General features: G+C 68.3%; 21 protein-coding genes and 4 pseudogenes. 12 read left to right on the top strand and 13 right to left on the bottom strand.

Going from position 1 to position 18,819, the window contains the following annotated elements; translation table 11 throughout:
• The first annotated feature begins 36 nt into the window (after positions 1 to 36).
• From GNX96_RS40300 to GNX96_RS58945, 6 genes and pseudogenes are all read left to right on the top strand, one after another.
• Positions 37 to 744 carry a GTP-binding protein gene (locus GNX96_RS40300; protein WP_163572896.1) on the top strand — a complete coding sequence of 236 codons (708 nt, stop codon included), beginning with the start codon at positions 37 to 39 and terminating at the stop codon, positions 742 to 744.
• Positions 645 to 2,105, top strand: coding sequence for a hypothetical protein (locus GNX96_RS67480; RefSeq protein ID WP_163572895.1), 1,461 nt, complete (start codon positions 645 to 647; stop codon positions 2,103 to 2,105). Before GNX96_RS40300 ends, GNX96_RS67480 begins: the two co-directional genes overlap by 100 nt.
• A gap of 57 nt (positions 2,106 to 2,162) precedes the next feature.
• Positions 2,163 to 2,699 (top strand): aminotransferase class V-fold PLP-dependent enzyme, encoded by a 537-nt coding sequence (locus GNX96_RS58960; RefSeq protein WP_279582767.1) that lies wholly within the window; start codon positions 2,163 to 2,165, stop codon positions 2,697 to 2,699.
• Complete coding sequence (locus tag GNX96_RS58955) at positions 2,620 to 3,078, top strand: aminotransferase class V-fold PLP-dependent enzyme (RefSeq protein WP_279582766.1); 459 nt, start codon at positions 2,620 to 2,622, stop codon at positions 3,076 to 3,078. Before GNX96_RS58960 ends, GNX96_RS58955 begins: the two co-directional genes overlap by 80 nt.
• Positions 3,079 to 3,115: 37 nt before the next feature.
• Positions 3,116 to 3,388: pseudogene (locus GNX96_RS58950) on the top strand (aminotransferase class V-fold PLP-dependent enzyme); the annotation flags it as partial.
• A gap of 188 nt (positions 3,389 to 3,576) precedes the next feature.
• Positions 3,577 to 3,912: a hypothetical protein gene (locus GNX96_RS58945; RefSeq protein WP_279582776.1), complete on the top strand. Its 336-nt coding sequence runs from the start codon at positions 3,577 to 3,579 to the stop codon at positions 3,910 to 3,912.
• On the opposite strand, the gene GNX96_RS58940 is transcribed toward GNX96_RS58945, so the two are convergent.
• Positions 3,901 to 4,689 (bottom strand): MarR family winged helix-turn-helix transcriptional regulator, encoded by a 789-nt coding sequence (locus GNX96_RS58940; RefSeq protein WP_279582765.1) that lies wholly within the window; start codon positions 4,687 to 4,689, stop codon positions 3,901 to 3,903. The two genes, GNX96_RS58945 and GNX96_RS58940, sit on opposite strands and share 12 nt — an antisense overlap.
• Before the next feature lie 99 nt (positions 4,690 to 4,788).
• On the opposite strand from GNX96_RS58940, the gene GNX96_RS40280 reads away from it, so the two are divergent.
• Positions 4,789 to 5,598: a cytochrome P450 gene (locus GNX96_RS40280; RefSeq protein ID WP_163572894.1), complete on the top strand. Its 810-nt coding sequence runs from the start codon at positions 4,789 to 4,791 to the stop codon at positions 5,596 to 5,598.
• A 57-nt stretch (positions 5,599 to 5,655) separates the two neighbouring features.
• Here the strand turns inward: GNX96_RS40280 and GNX96_RS40275 are convergent, their stop codons facing one another.
• The 3 genes from GNX96_RS40275 to GNX96_RS40265 all read right to left on the bottom strand — a co-directional run bounded on the left by GNX96_RS40275 (position 5,656) and on the right by GNX96_RS40265 (position 7,347).
• The gene (locus tag GNX96_RS40275; protein WP_163572893.1) at positions 5,656 to 6,495 is read right to left on the bottom strand and encodes a PrsW family intramembrane metalloprotease; all 840 of its coding nucleotides are present in this window, start codon (positions 6,493 to 6,495) and stop codon (positions 5,656 to 5,658) included.
• Positions 6,496 to 6,631: 136 nt separating this feature from the next.
• Positions 6,632 to 7,030, bottom strand: a complete 399-nt coding sequence (locus GNX96_RS40270; RefSeq protein WP_313885912.1) for a sensor histidine kinase — start codon at positions 7,028 to 7,030, stop codon at positions 6,632 to 6,634.
• Positions 7,031 to 7,071: 41 nt separating this feature from the next.
• Positions 7,072 to 7,347 (bottom strand): histidine kinase, encoded by a 276-nt coding sequence (locus GNX96_RS40265; RefSeq protein WP_163572891.1) that lies wholly within the window; start codon positions 7,345 to 7,347, stop codon positions 7,072 to 7,074.
• Between GNX96_RS40265 and GNX96_RS40260 the strand changes: the two genes are divergently transcribed.
• Positions 7,319 to 7,843 (top strand): hypothetical protein, encoded by a 525-nt coding sequence (locus GNX96_RS40260; RefSeq protein WP_279582764.1) that lies wholly within the window; start codon positions 7,319 to 7,321, stop codon positions 7,841 to 7,843. The genes GNX96_RS40265 and GNX96_RS40260 overlap by 29 nt on opposite strands.
• Here the strand turns inward: GNX96_RS40260 and GNX96_RS40255 are convergent.
• The 5 genes and pseudogenes from GNX96_RS40255 to GNX96_RS40235 all read right to left on the bottom strand — a co-directional run bounded on the left by GNX96_RS40255 (position 7,824) and on the right by GNX96_RS40235 (position 11,319).
• Positions 7,824 to 8,576, bottom strand: coding sequence for a hypothetical protein (locus GNX96_RS40255; RefSeq protein ID WP_163572889.1), 753 nt, complete (start codon positions 8,574 to 8,576; stop codon positions 7,824 to 7,826). The two genes, GNX96_RS40260 and GNX96_RS40255, sit on opposite strands and share 20 nt — an antisense overlap.
• Positions 8,557 to 9,217: pseudogene (locus tag GNX96_RS40250) on the bottom strand (response regulator). Before GNX96_RS40250 ends, GNX96_RS40255 begins: the two are co-directional and overlap by 20 nt.
• Before the next feature lie 101 nt (positions 9,218 to 9,318).
• Positions 9,319 to 9,901, bottom strand: a pseudogene (locus GNX96_RS40245) (TerD family protein).
• 346 nt (positions 9,902 to 10,247) lie between these two features.
• The gene (locus GNX96_RS40240) at positions 10,248 to 10,613 is read right to left on the bottom strand and encodes a peptide deformylase (protein ID WP_279582763.1); all 366 of its coding nucleotides are present in this window, start codon (positions 10,611 to 10,613) and stop codon (positions 10,248 to 10,250) included.
• 145 nt (positions 10,614 to 10,758) lie between these two features.
• Positions 10,759 to 11,319, bottom strand: coding sequence for a flavin reductase (locus tag GNX96_RS40235; protein WP_163572888.1), 561 nt, complete (start codon positions 11,317 to 11,319; stop codon positions 10,759 to 10,761).
• A 210-nt stretch (positions 11,320 to 11,529) separates the two neighbouring features.
• Here GNX96_RS40235 and GNX96_RS40230 point away from each other — a divergent pair, with 210 nt between their 5' ends.
• Together GNX96_RS40230 and GNX96_RS40225 are read left to right on the top strand one after the other, a co-directional pair.
• Positions 11,530 to 12,213 carry a substrate-binding domain-containing protein gene (locus GNX96_RS40230; protein WP_163572887.1) on the top strand — a complete coding sequence of 228 codons (684 nt, stop codon included), beginning with the start codon at positions 11,530 to 11,532 and terminating at the stop codon, positions 12,211 to 12,213.
• On the top strand, positions 12,096 to 13,310 hold the full coding sequence (locus tag GNX96_RS40225; RefSeq protein ID WP_163572886.1) for a VWA domain-containing protein: 1,215 nt from the start codon (positions 12,096 to 12,098) through the stop codon (positions 13,308 to 13,310). Before GNX96_RS40230 ends, GNX96_RS40225 begins: the two co-directional genes overlap by 118 nt.
• A 74-nt stretch (positions 13,311 to 13,384) precedes the next feature.
• On the opposite strand, the gene GNX96_RS58935 is transcribed toward GNX96_RS40225, so the two are convergent.
• From GNX96_RS58935 to GNX96_RS58925, 3 genes are read right to left on the bottom strand one after another with little or no spacing between them, the layout of a single operon-like run.
• Positions 13,385 to 13,591, bottom strand: a complete 207-nt coding sequence (locus tag GNX96_RS58935) for a hypothetical protein (protein ID WP_279582762.1) — start codon at positions 13,589 to 13,591, stop codon at positions 13,385 to 13,387.
• A gap of 34 nt (positions 13,592 to 13,625) precedes the next feature.
• A complete protein-coding gene (locus GNX96_RS58930) occupies positions 13,626 to 14,096 on the bottom strand; it encodes a Rossmann-fold NAD(P)-binding domain-containing protein (RefSeq protein ID WP_279582775.1) in 471 nt (156 codons plus the stop codon).
• Entirely contained in the window at positions 14,011 to 14,574 is a 564-nt protein-coding gene (locus tag GNX96_RS58925) for an FAD-dependent monooxygenase (protein WP_279582761.1), read from the bottom strand. The genes GNX96_RS58930 and GNX96_RS58925 overlap by 86 nt, the downstream gene beginning before the upstream one ends.
• Positions 14,575 to 14,694: 120 nt before the next feature.
• Between GNX96_RS58925 and GNX96_RS40215 the strand changes: the two genes are divergently transcribed.
• Positions 14,695 to 15,288: a TetR/AcrR family transcriptional regulator gene (locus GNX96_RS40215; RefSeq protein WP_163572885.1), complete on the top strand. Its 594-nt coding sequence runs from the start codon at positions 14,695 to 14,697 to the stop codon at positions 15,286 to 15,288.
• Between the two features lie 227 nt (positions 15,289 to 15,515).
• Positions 15,516 to 15,716, top strand: coding sequence for a DUF5999 family protein (locus GNX96_RS40210; protein WP_163572884.1), 201 nt, complete (start codon positions 15,516 to 15,518; stop codon positions 15,714 to 15,716).
• Positions 15,717 to 15,803: 87 nt separating this feature from the next.
• Here the strand turns inward: GNX96_RS40210 and gcvP are convergent.
• Positions 15,804 to 18,669 (bottom strand): annotated as a pseudogene (gcvP, locus tag GNX96_RS40205) (aminomethyl-transferring glycine dehydrogenase).
• Between the last annotated feature and the right edge of the window lie 150 nt (positions 18,670 to 18,819).

The following is an 18,819-nucleotide window of genomic DNA, read 5'->3' as shown; positions in this document are numbered from 1 at the left end:
AAGGAACTGACACCTATCTAGAGGACATGACGCGTAGTGAGCACGCTGAACTTGGGGATTCTGGCACACATTGACGCTGGTAAGACCAGCCTGACCGAGCGGTTGCTCTATGCCGCCGGCGTCATCGACGAGATCGGCCGCGTCGACGACGGCAACACCCAGACCGACTCGCTCGCGCTGGAACGCCAGCGCGGGATCACGATCAAGTCGGCGGTGGTGTCCTTCGCCATCGACGACGTCACGGTTAACCTGATCGACACTCCCGGGCACCCGGATTTCATCGCCGAGGTGGAGCGGGTCTTGAGCGTGCTCGACGGCGCGGTGCTGGTGATCTCGGCCGTTGAGGGCGTCCAGGCGCAGACGCGGGTGCTGATGCGTACGCTGCGGCGGCTGCGGATACCGACGCTCATCTTCGTCAACAAAGTAGACCGCCGAGGTGCCGCGTACGACGACACTTTGCTGGCCATCGCGACGAAACTGGCACCTTCTGTGGTGCCGATGGGATCGGTACGGTGCATCGGTACGGCGGCTGCCGACTTCCAGCCGTACACCGCCGAAGACGCTGATTTTCGGTCCCAGGTGGTCGAGGTGCTCGCGGACCACGACGAAGACTTCTTGCTGCCTATATCAACGACGAAAAGGCGGTGTCGTACGACAGTCTGCACCGCGCACTGGCGGCACAGACCCAGCGGGCGCTGGTGCATCCGGTGTTTTTCGGCTCCGCCATCACCGGTTCTGGTGTGACTGACCTCGCCGAAGGCATCAAGAAGTTGTTGCCAGCGGCCGAAAGTAACACCTGCGGGCCGGTGTCCGGCACGGTTTTCAAGGTCGAACGCGGGACCGCCGGCGAGAAGGTCGCATACGTCCGGATGTTCTCCGGGGTGGTACGCACCCGGGACAAGATGCGATTTGGCCCTCAGCGAGCGGGAAAGGTCACCGCGGTCAGCGTTTTCGATGGCGGGTCGTTGATCCCCACCGGCCGGGTGGCGGCCGGGCAGATCGGCAAACTCTGGGGCCCTACGGAGATCCGGATCGGGGATTCGGTTGGGGACACGCGTACGACCTCTGAGCACTATTTCGCGCCGCCGACCTTGGAAACGGTGGTGGTTCCCAGCCGTCGGGCCCAGAAAGAAAGGCGCACTACATGTTGCGCTCGCCCAGCTGGCCGAACAGGATCCGCTGATCGACCTGCGACAGGACGATCTCCGGCAGGAAATCTTCGTCTCGCTCTACGGCGAGGTGCAGAGAAGGAGGTCATTCAGGCGACGCTGGCCAGCGACTACGGCATCGAGGTGGCTTTCCAGGAAACCACCACGATTTGTATCGAGCGACCCGCCGGCAGTGGCGGAGCCGTCGAGTTTATCAACAAGGAAGCCAATCCATTCCTGGCCACCGTCGGACTCCGGGTCGACCCCGCCCCGATCGGCGGCGGTGTGAGCTTTCGACTGGGAGTCGAGCTCGGCTCGATGCCCTACTCGTTTTTCAAGGCCGTCGAGGAGACCGTGCACAAAACGCTGCTACAGGGGCTGTACGGATGGCAGGTCACCGACTGCATGGTGACCATGACCCACTCCGGCTATTTGGCACGGCAAAGCCATTCGCACGGCACCTTCGACAAGTCCATGTCCAGCACCGCAGGTGATTTCCGCAATCTGACTCCGTTGGTTCTGCTGACCGCGCTGGAAAACGCCAGCAGCACGGTGTACGAGCCGATGCACTCGTTCCGGCTCGAGCTGCCGGCCGACACCGTCGGACCGATCCTGCCAGCTCTCGCCCGGCTCCGCGCGCGTCCCGAGACTGCCGGCGGCGGTCGGCCAGTCGGGCGTACTGGAGGGCGAGATCCCCGCTGCCCAGGTGCACGAGCTGCAGCAACAACTGCCCGCCCTGACCCGCGGCGAGGGCGTCCTGGAAAGCGCGTTCGAGCGATACCAGCCGGTCAGTGGTCAGGTCCCGCGTCGGTCCCGCTCGGACCACAACCCACTCAACCGCAAGGAGTATCTGCTGCATGTCGTACGACGGGTCTAGCCAGACCGCATCGACGCGATGCGTGCGCCAAACGCACGCATCGCGTCGATGCGGTAAGTACGGGGAAGGCGGTGACCTGAGGCACCCGGATTCCCGAGCCGATCCGCGGTGCCAGGCGTACGTGCGATGCTGTCGGCATGGGAACTGGGGGCAGGGACACTGGGGACACCGGCAACGCGACCGCACCGGACCCGGCCGCTGTCCTGGAGCGGATCCGGGCGGCGGTGATCGGCGACGACGAGGTCATGGACGGCCCGTACGGGCCACGCCGGGTCACGTACGCCGACTACACCGCGTCGGGGCGGGCACTGGGTTTCGTCGAGGACTTCATCCGCGACGAAGTGTTGCCGCGGTACGCCAACACCCACACCGAGTCCTCCGGCACCGGGTTGCAGACCACCCGACTGCGCGAGGATGCCCGGCAGGTCATCGCGGACGCGGTGGGCGGCGACGGGGAGACCGTGGTGATGTTCTGCGGCTCCGGGTCGACGGCGGCGATCGACAAGCTGATCGGCGTGCTGGGGCTGCGGATCCCGGCCGAGCTGGACGACCGCTATCACCTGATCGACCAGATTCCGCCGCAGGAACGGCCGGTTGTTCATCGGGCCGTTCGAACACCACTCCAACGAGCTGCCCTGGCGGGAGTCGATCGCGGACGTCGTACAGATCCGTGAGGACAGCGACGGCCACATCGACCTCGAGCACCTGGACGCCGAGCTGTCCCGCTATGCCGAGCGGCCGCTCAAGATCGGGTCGTTCTCGGCCGCCAGCAACGTCACCGGCATCGTGTCGAACACCTGCGCGGTCGCCGACATCCTGCACCGGCACGGCGCGCTGTCCTTCTGGGACTTCGCGGCCGCCGCGCCCTACATCGAGATCGAGATGTATCCGTGCTGCCCCACCCACCCGGCCGCGCGCGCAAAGACGCCGTGTTCATCTCGCCGCACAAGTTCATCGGCGGGCCGGGCACTCCCGGAGTTCTGGTCGTACGCAAGGAACTGCTGCGCAACCGCGTGCCGGACGTGCCTGGCGGCGGCACGGTGGCGTACGTGAACCCGCAGGAACACCGCTATCTCGACGACCCAGTGCAGTGCAGCGCGAGGAGGGCGGCACACCGGCGATCGTCGAATCGATCAGGGCCGGCCTGGTATTCGGCCTCAAACAGGCGGTCGGGACCAAACTCATCCGCGCCCACGAGGACGACTTCCTGCGCCGCGCGGTGGCGTCCTGGCAGCAGAACCCGAGCCTGGAGATCCTCGGCAACACCGAGGCGGAGCGGCTGTCCATCGTCTCGTTCATCGTGGAGCGCCCGAGCGGCCGGTTCGTCCACCACAACTTCGTGGTCGCGCTGCTGAACGACCTTTTCGGCATCCAGTCCCGCGGCGGCTGCTCTGCTGCGCCGGCCCGTACGGTCACCGGCTGCTCGGCATCGACCTGGCCCGATCTCACGAGTTCGAGCGGGAGATCACCATTGGCTGCGAGGGCATCAAACCCGGTTGGGTACGGGTCAACTTCAACTACTTCATCTCGGACGTCGTCTTCGACTACATCGTGCAGGCCGTCCACCTGGTCGCGAGCGACGGTTGGCGGCTGCTGCTGCCGGACTACCTCTTCGATCCGGAGACCGGCCTTTGGCGGCACCGGAACGGACCGGTCGACCCGCCGTTGCGGCTGTCGATGCTGCACTACGACGAGTCAGGGGCGCTGCGGTATCCAGCCCAGCGCCGCAGCGCGCCCGAGTCAGCGCTCGGGGGTTATCTCGAGGATGCCCGCAGCATCCTTGATGCGGCCGGTGAGCCGGACTGCGATCTCCCCACCGGCAGTCTCTCCGAGGACTTCGAACATCTGCGCTGGTTCGAACTACCAGCCAGCTGCCTACGCCCCTAAAGAGCGGGCGACGACCGTACGCAGGCGCTCCAGCACGCCGTCGAGGGTCCCGAGGAATGCCTCCAGCTCGGCACCGGACAGGTGCCCGAAGAGCTGACCGGCGAACTCGTGCCAGCCCGTTTCCATCGAGGCGGCGGTTTGGGCGCCGTGATCCGTCAGCTTCACCAGGATCGCGCGACGGTCGGTCGGATGTGGGGTCCGTACGACGAAGTTGCCCCCCTCGAGAGCGTCCACCAGCCCGGTGATGTTGCGCGGGGTCACCTTCAACGCGTCACTCAACGCCCGCTGTGTGGTCGGGCCGCTGTGGTGCAGCTGCCACATGATCGTGGCCCTCGCCCGGGTCAGCCCCAGCTTCGCCTGACCCGCGTCCATGTCGGCCGCCATCAGGAACGACAGCTCCATGACGCGGCCGAGTGCCGCTTCCGGGCTGACCGACTCTTCGGATGCTTCTTCATTGTGTATATCATTCACTATGTTGCTGCCTCCGCAGTCATCGTAGCGACGCGTACGCCCAACAGCCGCCCCAGGAGGAACCGTGTCCGCGCCTTCGTACCCGTTCCCGACCGCCAACCCCGTCGAGCCGCCAGCCGAGTTCGCGAAACTTCGCGAGCAGGCGCCGGTCAGCCGCGTCACCACCAGCCAGGGAGCGCCGGCCTGGCTGGTCACGAGATATGACGACGTACGGTCCGTGCTCGCCGACCCGCGGATGAGCGTCGGATCCCCGGCGCGCCGGCCGGCACCGAGAACGGCACCCTGTTCCAGGACCCGCCCGCACACACTCGACTGCGCCGGCTGGTCGCGAAGGCCTTCACCGTCCGCCGGGTCGAGGAGCTACGGCCGCGAACCGTACGGCTGGCCCACCAGCTCCTTGACGAGATGGATTCCCCCACCGACCTCCGGGAATCGTTCGCGTTTCCGCTACCCGGCAGCGTGATCGGCGCCCTGCTCGGGGTGCCGGACGACGAGCTGGCGACCTTCCGGACGTGGTCGGACAAGCTCATCACGCTCGCCGATTTCGAGGCGGCCGGCGCTGGCGAGGTGTACGGGCAGCTGATGGGCTACTTCAGCGACCTGGTCGATCGCAAGCGCAGGGCACCTACCGAGGACGTGCTCAGCGACCTGATCGCGGTTCGAGACGAGGACACCGGGCGGCTCAGCCAGCACGAGCTGGAGATGATGGGGCTGATCCTGCTGCTGGCCGGCTACCTCGGCACCGCCAACGCGCTGTCCATCGGCACCATCAAGCTGATCGAGGACGGCCGGCTGGCCCTGCTGCGCGATCACCCGGACAAGGTGCCGGCGGCGGTCGAGGAGGTGCTGCGCTTCCAGTCCGGCGCGGCCGAGTTGCCCCGGTACGCGGCAGCCGACCTGGAGATCGCCGGTACGGCCATTCAGGCCGGCGACATGATCGTGCCGTCGCTGCAGGCCGCCAACCACGACCCCGGCCAGTTCGCCGACCCGGGCAGCTTCGACCTTGACCGTACGGGCCGGCAGCACCTCGCCTTCGGCCACGGCATCCACCACTGCCTCGGCGCGGCGCTGGCCCGGATGCAGCTGCAGGTCGCCTTCACCGCGCTGTCCACGCGACTGCCCGGACTCCAGCTGGCGGTCGACCTCGGCGACCTGCGATGGCGTACCAACATGTTCGGCGACCGGCTGCTCGAGGCACTTCCCGTTCGCTGGTAGCCGCACGACGATGGCCTGGCTCGCCGAACCGGGCGGGCCGCTCGTACGTGCTGGAATCTAGGCGGTCTCGACGAGCGGGGGCAGCTCCGCCGCGAGGGTTTTGGCCTGCCGACGCCGGGCGATGACGACAACCACGACCATTGTCACGAACAACGGGACCATGAGGCACAGGTAGAGCGGCACCGTGAGTGCGGCGGTCTGTTTGGTCAGGGCCGTCCAGTCCCACACTCCGTGACACAGACTGGCCGCCAGATAGCCCAGCACCACCCACGAAATCCGCGCCACCGGGTTCCGGCGGGTAATGGCGATCGTGACGCCGACCGCAACCAGGCTGGTGAACAGTGGATGGATGAACGGCAGAAAGACCATCCGCAGGACGAGCGGAATGACCAAGGGCCCGACCGTCGCCGCGGTCATCGGTCCGGCCAGGAACTTTCCGACCGGCCCGCCGAGATAGAGGATGTTCTCGGTGGCCGCGAAGCCGACGGCGGCCACTCCGACGTACGTGATGCAGTCGACCAGGTCGGTGATGCGGCGCCGGCAGAACATCAGCAGCCCGACCAGGAACAGGCCTTTCAGTCCTTCCTCGGTCAGCGGCGCGATGAGCAGCGGATACGCCGTGTCGGCGGCCGCTTGGCCGAGAGTCATCCTGACCATCCACTGCGCGCCGGACTCGATCGGGATGGACGCGAGCGCGCCGAAACCGGCGCCCCAGAGCAGGGCCGCCAGCAGCCAGCGCCGGGGCTCCCGCGCCCATCGGCTGACCCAGCCGAAGGCGGCGAGGACGCCGGTGAGCTCGACTCCCGAGAGCACGATGCCGGACAACACACCGATCGGTCCGACCTGCGGCCAGACCCAGCCGACCGCGGCCAGCCAGCACAGTACGGACGCGACCACGCCGATGATCGCAAGGCGCCTACCGCGTCCCGAAATTATGGGTTTGACCTGCTGATTCTCACTGATTGGCATGCATCGGACGCTACGGTCAGCAGCTTGCTCGCCGCGTCGTCGGCGCGACGACCCACATCGGCGCCTAAGCCGGGTCCTTCGCAGGGAGGACGGCCGGACGCGGGAGGTCGGCGCGGACCGTCCAGCCAGCGCCTTCGACACCGGCACGCAGACTGCCGCCCAACAGTTCGGCCCGCTCCCGCATGCCCACGATCCCGAGCCCGGCGCCGCCACCGGCCAACCGCTGCCCGGCGCCTGGACCATCGTCGCTGACCTGCACAGACACCGTTCCAGCAGTGTGTTCCACGCGTACCCGGGTGGGCGACGGTCCAGCGTAGCGCAGGGCGTTCGTGAGCGCCTCCGTGATGATCCGCTGCGCGAACAGCTCGGCGTCGCCCGGGATCGCCGCCGGCTTGCCGACGACCTCCGCCTCGACCGGCAGGCCGGCGGACCGGATCGGATCGAGCAGCTGGTCCAGGCCCACCTCATCCAACGTGACGCCGTGCTGCTCAGGCGTCAGGCCAGTCAGCTCGGGCAGCGCTTGCGCGATCCGCCGACGGAGTCGGCGATGTGCGCCAATGCCTCGGCTCGCCCGTCCGGATCGGGCGCCATCCGCGCCGCGCCGGCCTGCACGGCGACCGCGGAGACGTGATGGGCGACGACATCGTGCAGGTCGCGGGCGACCCGCAGCCGCTCCTGGGCGACCGCCTCCCGATCCCGCGCCTCGGCCCGTTCGTGCTGGTCGCGCTCGACCTGCAGCCGGTGCCGTCGGATGAGTACGCCGGCTAGCCAGAGCGGCACGACGCCGACGTACGCGAGGACCGCGCTGGGGGTACCGCCGAGCGGAAACCAGGCCAGGTCGACCGGCGCGGTGATCGATCGCGACGACCACCGCCGATCGCAGGACACGCTCGTACGAGGCCGCGCCGCACACCAGGACGAGCCAGCCGGCCAGTGCCACCAGGTTCGTGGCGTTCAGGGCTCCGGCGGCCAACGCGCCCGTGGCCCAGACCAGCAGTGCGGGCAGCGGCGCGGTTCGCCACCAACCGATGACGGCGAACTGCACAGCCACAGCCAGCAGCGCGAGTGGCGATCGCAGCGGCAGGTCGAGCAGCGCGAGCAAATGGTCCAGCGACGGTACGCCCAGGTGCGGGATCGGCAGCGTACCCAGCAGGACCGCCGGCACCACGAACGCGGCCAACGCGACCAGCCCGGCCCGGTCGGGAAGCGGCACCCGCCAGCGGTCCGCGGACTCCTCGACTGGCCTGCTTTCGGGGTCAGCACGCAGAATGCCTAAGACGCGACGCATGGCGGCCAGCACGGCCCGAGCCTGCGCGCTCAGCCGGCGCAAGTCGTCGTCCGCGGCATCCGCGAGCCGCTCGCACTGCTCGACCAGCCGGCGAAGGCCAGTGAGCACACCGCTGCCGATTTCCTCGGCGATCCGGGCCCGTTCGGCCGTCAGCGCCGCGGTTCGCCGAGCCTGGTCGCGGTGCTGCCCGCTCCCAGTCCGCTCGTCCGGCCGCGGCCCTCGCGAAACGCCCCGCGAGGGCGCCGACGAGCACGAACACGGCGAGCGTGAGGGCAAGCGCGACCGCGGTTGCCGCGCGGGTCAGCAGGTCGCCGGGAGCGATCGGGACCAGCGCCGCACCAGCGACGACCGCCGCCAGAAGCGGACCGGCGAGCCAGCCCAACGCACGGCCCGGCGCCCGCGCGACCGCGAACGCGAGCACGGCCCACGCATAAGTCGGGTAGGCCCCGATCGCGACGAACTGCACAGCCGCGACCAGCGCCAGCAGCGCGTACGCGCGCCGTGGCCATCGACGTCGGAACAGCACGGTCCCAGCCTGCGCGGACGTGGTCACCACTCCGGCGGCGATCGCGGCCGTGCCGTCGAACAGGCCAGGAAGGCCCGGTAGCGACGGGTCGACCGAGGCCGCTACGTCGATCAGGCCGAGCAGCAGGACGACCGCGGCCAGCGCCCCGTCGCCGGCCCGCGTCCCGGGTAAAGCGTCAGCCGCCGTTCTCGCCACTCAGCAGGCCGTTCTCGTAGGCGAAGATGACCAGCTGGACGCGGTCCCCGCAGCGCCAGCTTGCCCAGCAGCCGGGAGACGTGTGTCTTGACCGTCGTCTCGCTCAGGAACAGCCAGTTGGCAATCTCGGCGTTGGACATTCCGGTCGCGACCAGGCCGAGAACCTCGCGCTCGCGGGCGGTGAGCGTGCCGGCAGGGCCGCTGTCTGGACCGAGGTCGGTCGGTACGAACGAGCCGACCAGGCGCCTGGTCACGGACGGCGAGAACAACGAGTGCCCGGCGTGCACCGTACGGACCGCGGTCTGCAGGTCTTCGGGCTCCACATCCTTCAGGATGAAGCCGGACGCGCCAGCGCGCAGCGCGTCATAGACATGCCGGTCCAGGTCAAATGTGGTCACGACGAGGACGCGGATGGCCGGATCGCCGAGCGCCAGAATCAGGCGCGTCCCTTCGATGCCGTCCGTGCCTGGCATTCGCACGTCCATGAGCACGACATCCGGCCGCAGTTTCCCGGCTAGCTTCGCGGCTTGCACGCCGTCCGCAGCCTCTCCCACGACCTCGATGTCGGGCGCGGCGTTCAGGACGGTTCGCAGCCCGGCGCGTACGACGGCCTGGTCGTCGGCCACCACAACACGCACGATCTGCTCCTTGGTCCGGGTCCGCCCAGTGCCCAAATCCTGGCACAGCGAATGGCCCGGCTCACCGAGGTGGGCCGGGCCATTCGTACGTGCTGAGAGAAAGACTAGACGTTGACGCCGAAGTCCTTCGCGATGCCGGACAGGCCGGACTGGTAGCCCTGGCCGACTGCCCGGAACTTCCACTCGGCACCGGCCCGGTAGAGCTCACCAAAGACCAACGCGGTCTCGGTGGAGGCGTCCTCGGTGAGGTCATAGCGGGCGATCTCGGCGTTGTCCGCCTGGTTCACCACCCGGATGAAGGCGTTCCGGACCTGGCCGAAGTTCTGCTTGCGGGCTTCCGCGTCGTAGACCGACACCGGGAAGACGATCTTCTCGATCTCGGCCGGCAGGCCGGCCAGGTTGACCTTGATCGACTCGTCGTCGCCCTCGCCCTCACCGGTGGTGTTGTCACCGGTGTGCTCGATGGTGCCGTCGGGGCTGGGCTGTCTTGTTGTTGAAGAAGATGAAGTGCTTGTCGGAAACGACCTTGGCGTCGGCGCCCAGCGCGATGGCGCTGGCGTCGAGGTCGAAGGCGTCACCGGTGGTGGTGCGCAGGTCCCAACCCAGGCCGACGATGACGGCGGTCAGGGTGCCGCCGGCTTCCTTGGTCAGCGAGACGTTCCCGCCCTTGGACAGGCTAACGGCCATGACTACGTGTCCCCTTCGTTCCTCTTTTTACCGGCGCTTTACCGGATGGTCAGATCCGTGGATGCTACCGGCCGAAGCTGAGAAGGGGCTGACAACCGTACGCACCGTCACCAGCCGCGCCCCCACACCGGCCGGCCCTGACGCTAGTGCACGACAGCAGGACACGCCTCGCTGGGCTGGACCGTCAAGCCCTATGGGCTGCCCGTTCGGGCACCTGCGCGAGGGTCGGTTCGACTGGTCCGCACCCGCATTTCGTACGATCGACCGGATTACCCGGCGCCACCGCGACGGTCCCGCGCGCGGGGTCGGATCCGACCTGCTCGCCATCCAGTCAGTAAAGCGATTTTTACTCGGCGGCCTCGCGGATCGCCCGGAGTGCTGACTTGCGCGTACGACCCTTGAGACGGTCGATGTAGACGATGCCGTCCAGGTGATCGGTCTCGTGTTGCAGGCATCGGGCCATCAGGCCGTCGCCTTCCACAGTGATCGGCTTCCCGTCCGCGTCCACGCCGGTGACGGTGGCCTCGCTGCCCCGTTCGGTCGGGAACCAGAGGCCCGGCAGCGACAGGCAGCCCTCGTCGCCGTCCTGGAGGCCTTCGGTCCGGACCAGTCGCGGGTTGACCACATATCCGAGGTCGCCGTCGACGCTGTACGAGAACACCCGCAGCGACACCCCGATCTGCGGCGCGGCCACCCCGGCCCGGCCGTCCATGTCGGTCGTCCTCCAGCAGGTCGTCGATCAGCCGCCGCAGGTTCGCGTCGAAAGAGGTCACCGGGTCCGCCGGAGTCCGCAACACCGGGTCCCCGAGCAGCCGGATCGGCCGTACTGTCACTCTCTCGTCCTTCTTTCCCAGGGCTCAACCACCGCGGACCGCCGTGATCGTTCGATAACGACCGCGTACGTACGCCAGCAGATCGTCGTCGTCGCTGTCCAGCAGCTGGATGTCGTCCACGGTCGCGGTGACCAGCGAGCTCCAGCCCATCGGCCGCTGCTCCACCACAGTGACGATCGCGACCGCCGCCGCGTCGGCCAGCACCGGCCCGACCGGCCCAGCGGACCACTCCCCGGTCCGGAACGGCCCACCCGGAGACGGATGGAGCCCGGCGAAGACATCGGCAATCGTACGGTGCGGCCACCGCAGCACGTTGATCACCGCCTGCCCGCTGTCGCCGACCGCCTCGGCCAAATCACTGTCCGGGTCCAGCAGCCCGCACACCGTCGTCGGCGGCTCGCCGCCGGCCATCAGCATCGACGACACCGTCAGGCCGGCCGCCGCCGAACCGCTACCGGCGGTCCACACCGTCACCGGCGCGACCAGCCGCCCACGCAGCTGGCGAGCCGGGTCCCGGGCGTCCGCCGGCGCGGCGAAGGGATGCTCCGGGTGGATGGCGGCGCCGGGTTCGGGTGACTCGTTCACCCATTCAACGTAGAGCCTGTCCGCTCAACTGCACCCTGTGACGGCCCGCTGCCAGCCTGTCTCGGTCTCGCGTCGGCCGTCCCGATTGACCCTGTGCGGCCAGTAAAGGGCGCAACCGCACGGCGTACACTCCGCCAACGTGAGCACCTTCCCACCGCTCCCGCGTTAGTCCGGCGAGGCTGTATGCCCGGACGCCGCCAGGCCTCCTCGGTGCAATCGCACCGCCGCCGCAAGGCTCGCCGTTATCGGTTGGCCATCGCTCCGTGGATCGTCATCTCCGCGGTAGCCGTCCTTTTGCTGTCCGGAGTCACCGCCGGGTACGCGTGGCTGGCCCAACAGGGCTGCAAGGGTGCGCCGACCACGTTAAGCGTGGTCGCGGACCCGGACCACGCCAAGATCCTGTCGTCGCTGGCCCAGCAGTGGACCCAGAAGAACCCGGAGATCGGTGGTTCTTGCGCGGCCGTCTCGGTGGCCTCCACCAAGTCCGGGGACGTGGCTGGCACGCTCAGTCCGACCTGGGATCCCAAGCGGGACGGCCCTCGCCCGGACGTGTGGGCGCCGGACTCCTCGACCTGGATCCGGGTCGCGCAGGCCCGCCCCGAGGCGTACTCGATGTTTCCCACTCTGCAGCCGAGCATCGCCCGGTCGCCGGTGGTCATCGCGATGCCCCGGCCGATGGCGCTGTCGCTGGGCTGGCCAAACGCGCCGATCGACTGGCGCAGCCTGGTCACCACCTTCACCGGCAGCCACAGCTGGAAAGACTTCAAGCACCCGGAGTGGGGCAACTTCCAGATCGGCATGACCGACCCCCGACCAAGTCGACCGCCGGGCTGGAGGCACTGCTCGCGATCACCGACTACAACGACGACGAGCAGATCAGCCAGGACGAGCTGAACCACACCAGCGACCTCGCCAAGGAGGTCACCCGCTACACCCCGGACAGCGACTCGATGTTCGGTGCGCTGCAGATGGCCGACACGCAGGGCAAGGCGCTGCAATACGTGTCAGCGTTTCCGGCGCTGGAGCGGGACGTCTCGGACTACAACCAGACCAGCCCGCAGGTCCCGTTGGTCGCGGTCTACCCCAAGAGCGGCACGGCTGACGCGGACTTTCCCTATCTGGTCCTGAACGCGCCCTGGGTGGGTGCGAAGCAGAAGCAGATTGCCGCCGCGTTCCTGAGCTTCGTGCAGGGCCCGGTCGGCCACAAGGCGTACGCCGACGCGGCCTTTCGCGGGCCAGACCGGTCCGCCAGCCCGCAGCTGACCGAGGCCCGCGGCTTTCAGCCCAAGATCGCGGTGTCCGCCCGGGATGGCGTTGCTGCCGGACTCGATCACCCGGACCGTGGTCACCTGGACGGCGCTGCGACGAACGAACGTCAACGCGCTGGCGGTGGTCGACGCGTCCGGCTCGATGGCGGACAACGCGCCCGGCGGGCAGGGCAGCAAGCTCCAGCTCGCCGAACAGGCGGCGAGCAGCACGCGGTCGGCCTCTTCAACGACCAGAGCGAGCTCGGGCTCTGGGAGTTCTCCACGCAACGTACGGACAGCACCGATTACAAGGAGCTCGTACCGATCGGCCCGATCACCGCCAGCGTCGGCGGCGACACCCGCCGGGCGGCGGTCACCACCGCTCTGAAAGGCCTCACCGCCAAGGGTGGGACGGGTCTCTACAACACCGCGCTGGCCGCTTACAAAGCCGCCCAGGCCGCGTACCAGCCGAACCGCGTCAACCTGGTGCTGCTGCTGACCGACGGCAAGAACGAGGCGACCACCAGCGACCTCACCAAGTCCCAGCTGCTGACCCAACTGCGGTCGGTCGTCGCGGACTCCTCGCGGCCGGTCGAGATCATCACCATCGCGTACGGCCGGGACGCGGACTCGACTGCGTTGAAGGACATCTCGACCGCGACCGGTGGCCGCGAATACACCTCGCTGGATCCCAACTCCATCGACACGGTGTTGCTGACCGCTCTGTTCGGCAGCAGCACCTAACAGCAATCCTCTGGCGGCACGACGTTTCCGCCGCTGGCAACCTGCCCGCGGCGGAAACGTCGAACTCCTGAAGGTCATGCGGCGGCCGAGACCGAGTAGTCCTTCAGGTCGCCGGTGTCAGCGTTCTTCTTCGCCATCTTGGTGAAGACGCCGGTCATCAGCTTCGAGGACAGGATCCGGTACGTGCGGTTGCGCGAGCGGATCTTGCCGTCGGTGGGCGGCACCAGGAACTTGCCGGCGCCGGCCGCGAACTTCTGGGACTTGTCCATGATCGGCCGCATGATCTCCTCGTAGCGGGCGAATCCCGCCTGGAAGTCACCGCCGGGCCGCGGCCAGCTCGCCGGCCAGCGTGTACGCGCCGAGCATCGCGTGACCGGTGCCGTTACCGCCGGGGCCGGCGGACCAGGCGGCGTCACCCAGCACGGCCACCCGGCCACGGGACCAGCTCTCCAGCTTGATCTGGCTGAGCGAGTCGAAGTAGAGGTCGGTCGCGTTGCCCATCGCCGCCAGCAGCTGCGGAACCATCCAGCCGGCCCCGCTGTAGTGCTCGGCCACGATCCGCATCTGCTGCTGAGGGTCGCGCCGGTTGTACGCGACCGGCTCGGTGCCGAACACGAAGGTGGCGATCGCCCGGCGGGTGTCCCGGCCACTACTGAGGTTCACGTAGCGGTTCGGCTCGTTGTAGATCCAGCCACTGTGGTCAAGGCCGAAGGTGTTCGGGACCGAGAACGAGGCCGCGTAGTAGCCGAGGTCGGTCTTGAACTGCGCCTCGTCGCCGAACGCCAGCCGGCGTACCGCCGAGTGCAGCCCGTCCGCGCCGATGACCCAGCCCGAACGTCCGCGGTGCCGACCGCTCGAAGGTCACGTCCACGCCGTGCTCGTGCTGGGTCAGTGCGGTGATCCGGTCACCGAAGACGTATTCGGTGTGGTCCTTGGTGTGGTGGTAGAGGATCTGCGCGAGGTCGCCGCGGTCGATCTCCAGCTCACCGCTGAAGAGCATCGCCGGCAGCGTTGAGACGTGCTTGCCGGTGCCGTCGACGATCTTCAGGTCGCCCATGTGGCTCTCGCAGGCACGCAGGTCGTCGAGGATCCCCATCCGCTCCAGCAGGGCCAGCTGGTCGCCGCGGAAGTCGACCGCGGAGCCGCTGGCCCGCAGCTGGGAGGCCTGCTCGACGACGGTGACGGCGTAGCCGTACCGGGCCAGCCAGAACGCGAGGGTGGGGCCGCCGATGCCAGCGCCGGAGATCAGGACGGAACGGTTCATGACTACTCCTTGAGGAGGTGGTGGTTTTCGGTGCTGGGGGTAACCGTACAAGACGTTCATCCATCTGGTCAATCCATTTGGATAAACCATTTGGAGCAAACATCGGGTAGGCTCCTGAGCATGGGAAACAGAGAAGATTTGCTCGCCGGTGCGCTGGCGTGCCTCAAAGACAGAGGGTGGGCTCGTACGACAGTGCGGGACATCGCCACCGCCGCCGGCGTCAACCACGCGGCCATCGGATACCACTTCGGATCCCGCGACGCGCTGCTGACCGAGGCGTTCATGCTGGCCATGGAGGAATGGGGCGACGAGGTCGAGAAGGCCACCGCGGCCGGCGTCGATCCGGACGCGAGCCCCCGTGAGCGGTACGAGGCGTTCTGGCGAGAAGCGATCGCGTCCTTCGGCCGCAGTCGGGAGCTCTGGCTGGCGACCATCGAGGCCGGTGTCCAGGCCGAGCACACCCCGAAGATCAAGGAGCTGGTTCAGATGGGTATGCAGATGAGCCGCACCGGCTTCGCGTCCAAGTTGCTCGGCGTTCCGGAGGAGACACTGGACGGGCAGACCGCGCGTACGGTCGGCAGCATCCAGCTGGCTCTGATGTCCGGGTTGTTGATGCAGTGGTTGATCGACCCGGAGAACGCGCCGTCCGAACAGGACATCGCGGACGGCCTGGTCGCTCTCGCGGCGCATATCACGAACTCGCCACGCGCATGAGGGGAACGAATCAGTTGCCCGGGAGCGCAACTGCTGGTCCGACCCCGTGCAACCTGTTATGGATCTGTCACCGCTGGTAGGCCGGATGGGCGGCAGATAACGTTTAGATGCCCAATCGCGAAATTTTTATCCACAGGGTGTGCCGAAGTCGCCTGCAAGGGCTTGCAGCGTGGGATCATAATGTGAGCACAACCACACACCGGAATACTCGCCAGCGGAGACACACCATGTGTTTGCACCAACCCACCTGCCCCGACGCTCAGGCTTCGGACCACGACGCGGCCCACGTTGTCGCCGCGCATCCCGAGCAGGGCTGGAGGAGTCTTCTGTGCAACGGCGTGATCCTGTTCGCTGACTGCGGTGAGATCCTGCCGGACGGAAGCGCGATTGCCCCGTGCCCCCGCCCGGCGATGCACTCCGCGGCCTGACCGAGCACCACGCCGTACCCGTCGATCGCCTGTCCCCAAAGCAGGACAGGCAGTCGACCGGCCGCCGCTTTGGCTAGTGCTACCGAGCTAGGCGAAGTCCTCCGGCGGCGGGCATGAGCAAACCAGGTTTCGATCTCCGTAGGCACCATCGATCCGGCGCACCGGCGGCCAGTACTTCGTCGCCGCGGTGACCCCGGGCGGGAAGACCGCTCGCTGCCGGTCGTACGGGTGGGTCCAGTCCTCAGCCAGCGTCGCGGCCGTGTGTGGCGCGTTCCCCAGCGGGTTGTCGTCCGCCGGCCAGTGGCCCGCGCCGACCCGGTCGATCTCCGCACGGATCGCGATCATCGCCGCCACGAACCGATCCAGCTCGCCCAGGTTCTCCGACTCGGTGGGCTCCACCATCAGCGTGCCGGCACCGGGAACGACATCGTCGGCGCGTGGAAGCCGTAGTCGATCAGCCGCTTCGCCACGTCGTCCACGGTCACGCCGGTCGTCTTCGTGATCGGCCGCAGGTCCAGGATGCACTCGTGCGCCACCAGCCCGCCCGCGCCGGTGTAGAGCACCGGGTAGTGCGCGGAGAGCCGGCGGGCCAGGTAGTTGGCCGCGAGCACCGCGCTGCCGGTCGCGTTGCGCAGGCCGTCCGGGCCCATCAGCCGCAAATAGGCCCAGGAAATCGGCAAAATGCCCGCCGACCCGTACGGTGCCGCCGCCACCGGACCGACCGTGTCGGCACCCGGCCGCGGCTCGATCGGGTGGCCCGGCAGATACGGCGCCAGGTGCTCGCGGGCCGCCACCGGACCGACGCCGGGACCGCCGCCGCCGTGCGGGATGCAGAAGGTCTTATGCAGGTTCAGGTGCGAGACGTCGCCGCCGAACCGGCCGGGCTTGGCCACCCCGAGCAACGCGTTCAGGTTCGCGCTCCGTCGACGTACACCTGCCCGCCGGCATCGTGCACCGCCGCACACACGTCCGCGACGGTCGCCTCGTACACGCCGTGGGTCGACGGGTAGGTGATCATCAGCGCCGCGACATCGTCCCGGTGCTGGTCCAACGTCGTACGAAGGTGGTCCAGGTCGACGTTGCCGTCATCGTCGCAGCGGACCACCACGACCTTCATGCCGGCCATCACCGCACTCGCCGCGTTGGTTCCGTGCGCGGAGGACGGGATCAGGCACACATCGCGATGGGTGCCGCCGTTGGCGTCATGGTACGCGCGAATCGCCAGCAGACCAGCCAACTCACCTTGGGCGCCGGCGTTTGGTTGCAGGCTGACCGCGTCGTACCCGGTCGCCTCCGCCAGCCACGTTTCCAGGTCGTCGATCAGCGCCGCGTACCCGCGGGCCTGCTCCGGCGGCACGAACGGGTGGATGCCGGCGAACTCCGGCCAACTGATCGGCTCCATCTCGGCGCCGCCGCGTTCAACTTCATCGTGCAGGAACCGAGCGGGATCATGCCACGGTCGAGGCCGTAGTCCTTGGCGGCGAGTCCCCGCAGGTAGCGCATCATCGACGTTTCCGAGCGGTGCTGGTGGAAAACGTCGTGCCGCAGGTACGACGACGTGCGCAGCAGGTGCTCTGGCAGGCCGTCCGCGGTCGCGGTGTCCAGCGCCTCGATGTCCACATCGGACACTCCGAACGCCGCCCACACCTCCCGGAGCCGGTCGGCGGTGGTCGTCTCGTCGCAGGCGATGCCGATGAGGTCGTCGCCGGCGAGTCGCAGGTTGATGCCCCGGTCGGCCGCCGCGGCCACGATCCGGGCGGCCTCGGGCGTACGCACCTGGATGGTGTCGAAGAAGGACTCGTGAACGACGGTGAACCCGGCGGCCCGCAGTCCGGCCGCGAGGACCGCCGCGTACCGGTGGGTGCGCTCGGCGATCAGCCGCAGCCCCTCCGGTCCGTGCCAGGTCGCGTAGAACGCGCGGCGATCACCGCCAGCAGGACCTGGGCCGTGCAAATGTTGCTGGTCGCCTTTTCCCGGCGAATGTGCTGCTCACGGGTCTGCAACGCGAGCCGGTAGGCGGGGCCGCCATCCACGTCCTTGCTCACTCCGACCAGCCGGCCAGGCAGCATCCGCTGCAGACCGTCCCGCACAGACATGTAGCCGGCGTGCGGGCCGCCGTACATCAGTGGCACCCCGAACCGCTGGGACGTACCGACCGCTATGTCCGCGCCGGTCTCCCCCGGCGACCGCAGCAGCGTCAGCCCGAGCAGGTCGGCGGCCATCGCCACCAACGCGCCACGCTCGTGCGCTGTGGCCGTGATGGCCTCGAAGTCGCGGACGACCCCGGAGGCGCCCGGATACTGCAGGAGGACACCGAAGAAATGGCCGTCCGGCAGGCCCTGGCTCAGGTCGGCGTCCACCACCGAGATGCCAAGGCCGTCAGCGCGAGTGCCGACCACTGCCCGCGTCTGCGGCCTTTGTCGACAAGGAAAGCCGCCTCTTTGGGTGCCTTCGAGGCGCGCCGGCACAGCGTCATCGCCTCGGCCGCCGCGGTCGACTCGTCCAGCAGGCTGGCGTTCGCGATGGGAAGCCCGGTCAGGTCCTCGATCATGGTCTGGAAGGTCAGCAGCGCCTCGAGGCGACCTTGGCTGATCTCCGGCTGGTACGGCGTGTACGCCGTGTACCAGGACGGGTTTTCCAGCACGTTCCGGCGGATCACCGGCGGTGTCACGGTGTCGTAGTAGCCGAGGCCGATCATCTGCGCCATCGGCCGGTTCCGCGCCGCGTACTCCCGCAGCTCAGCGGTGACGCCGGCCTCGGTGCCGGCGGCCGGCAGGTTCAACGCCTCGTCCAGCCAGATGCTGGCCGGCACGGCCGCGGACAGCAGCGCGTCCACCGACGCGTACCCGAGAGTGGACAGCATCTTGGCCTGATCCACAGCAGCGAGGCCGATGTGCCGGTTGGCGAACGGAACGCCCGCGGACAGGTCGTCGAGAGTGGGGCGGTCGGTCATCGTCGACTCCGGAGGTGGGACGGGCGGGCAGCGGTCTTGCTGGCCCGCGGGCCTTCCTCCCCCTCTGTCATGGAGACCTGAGAGCTTCGCCCGTACGCGCACGGACTTGCACCGTCGGTGAGACGCGCGAGGCGCCTGCTTTCCAGAGGT

It is taken from the genome of Fodinicola feengrottensis, assembly GCF_010993775.1.
Taxonomy (GTDB): domain Bacteria; phylum Actinomycetota; class Actinomycetes; order Mycobacteriales; family HKI-0501; genus Fodinicola; species Fodinicola feengrottensis.
This window is presented reverse-complemented; position numbering and strand designations above follow the sequence as displayed.

What these genes read in the sequence shown, in the direction of transcription:
- GNX96_RS58960 (WP_279582767.1), top strand. Translation starts at nt 2,163, where the DNA reads ATGGGAACTGGGGGCAGGGACACTGGGGACACCGGCAACGCGACCGCA.
- GNX96_RS40280 (WP_163572894.1), top strand. Translation starts at nt 4,789, where the DNA reads ATGGATTCCCCCACCGACCTCCGGGAATCGTTCGCGTTTCCGCTACCC.
- GNX96_RS40260 (WP_279582764.1), top strand. Translation starts at nt 7,319, where the DNA reads ATGAGTACGCCGGCTAGCCAGAGCGGCACGACGCCGACGTACGCGAGG.
- GNX96_RS40240 (WP_279582763.1), bottom strand. Translation starts at nt 10,613, where the DNA reads ATGGACGGCCGGGCCGGGGTGGCCGCGCCGCAGATCGGGGTGTCGCTG.
- GNX96_RS58935 (WP_279582762.1), bottom strand. Translation starts at nt 13,591, where the DNA reads ATGCGGCCGATCATGGACAAGTCCCAGAAGTTCGCGGCCGGCGCCGGC.
- GNX96_RS58925 (WP_279582761.1), bottom strand. Translation starts at nt 14,574, where the DNA reads ATGAACCGTTCCGTCCTGATCTCCGGCGCTGGCATCGGCGGCCCCACC.
- GNX96_RS40215 (WP_163572885.1), top strand. Translation starts at nt 14,695, where the DNA reads ATGGGAAACAGAGAAGATTTGCTCGCCGGTGCGCTGGCGTGCCTCAAA.
- GNX96_RS40210 (WP_163572884.1), top strand. Translation starts at nt 15,516, where the DNA reads ATGTGTTTGCACCAACCCACCTGCCCCGACGCTCAGGCTTCGGACCAC.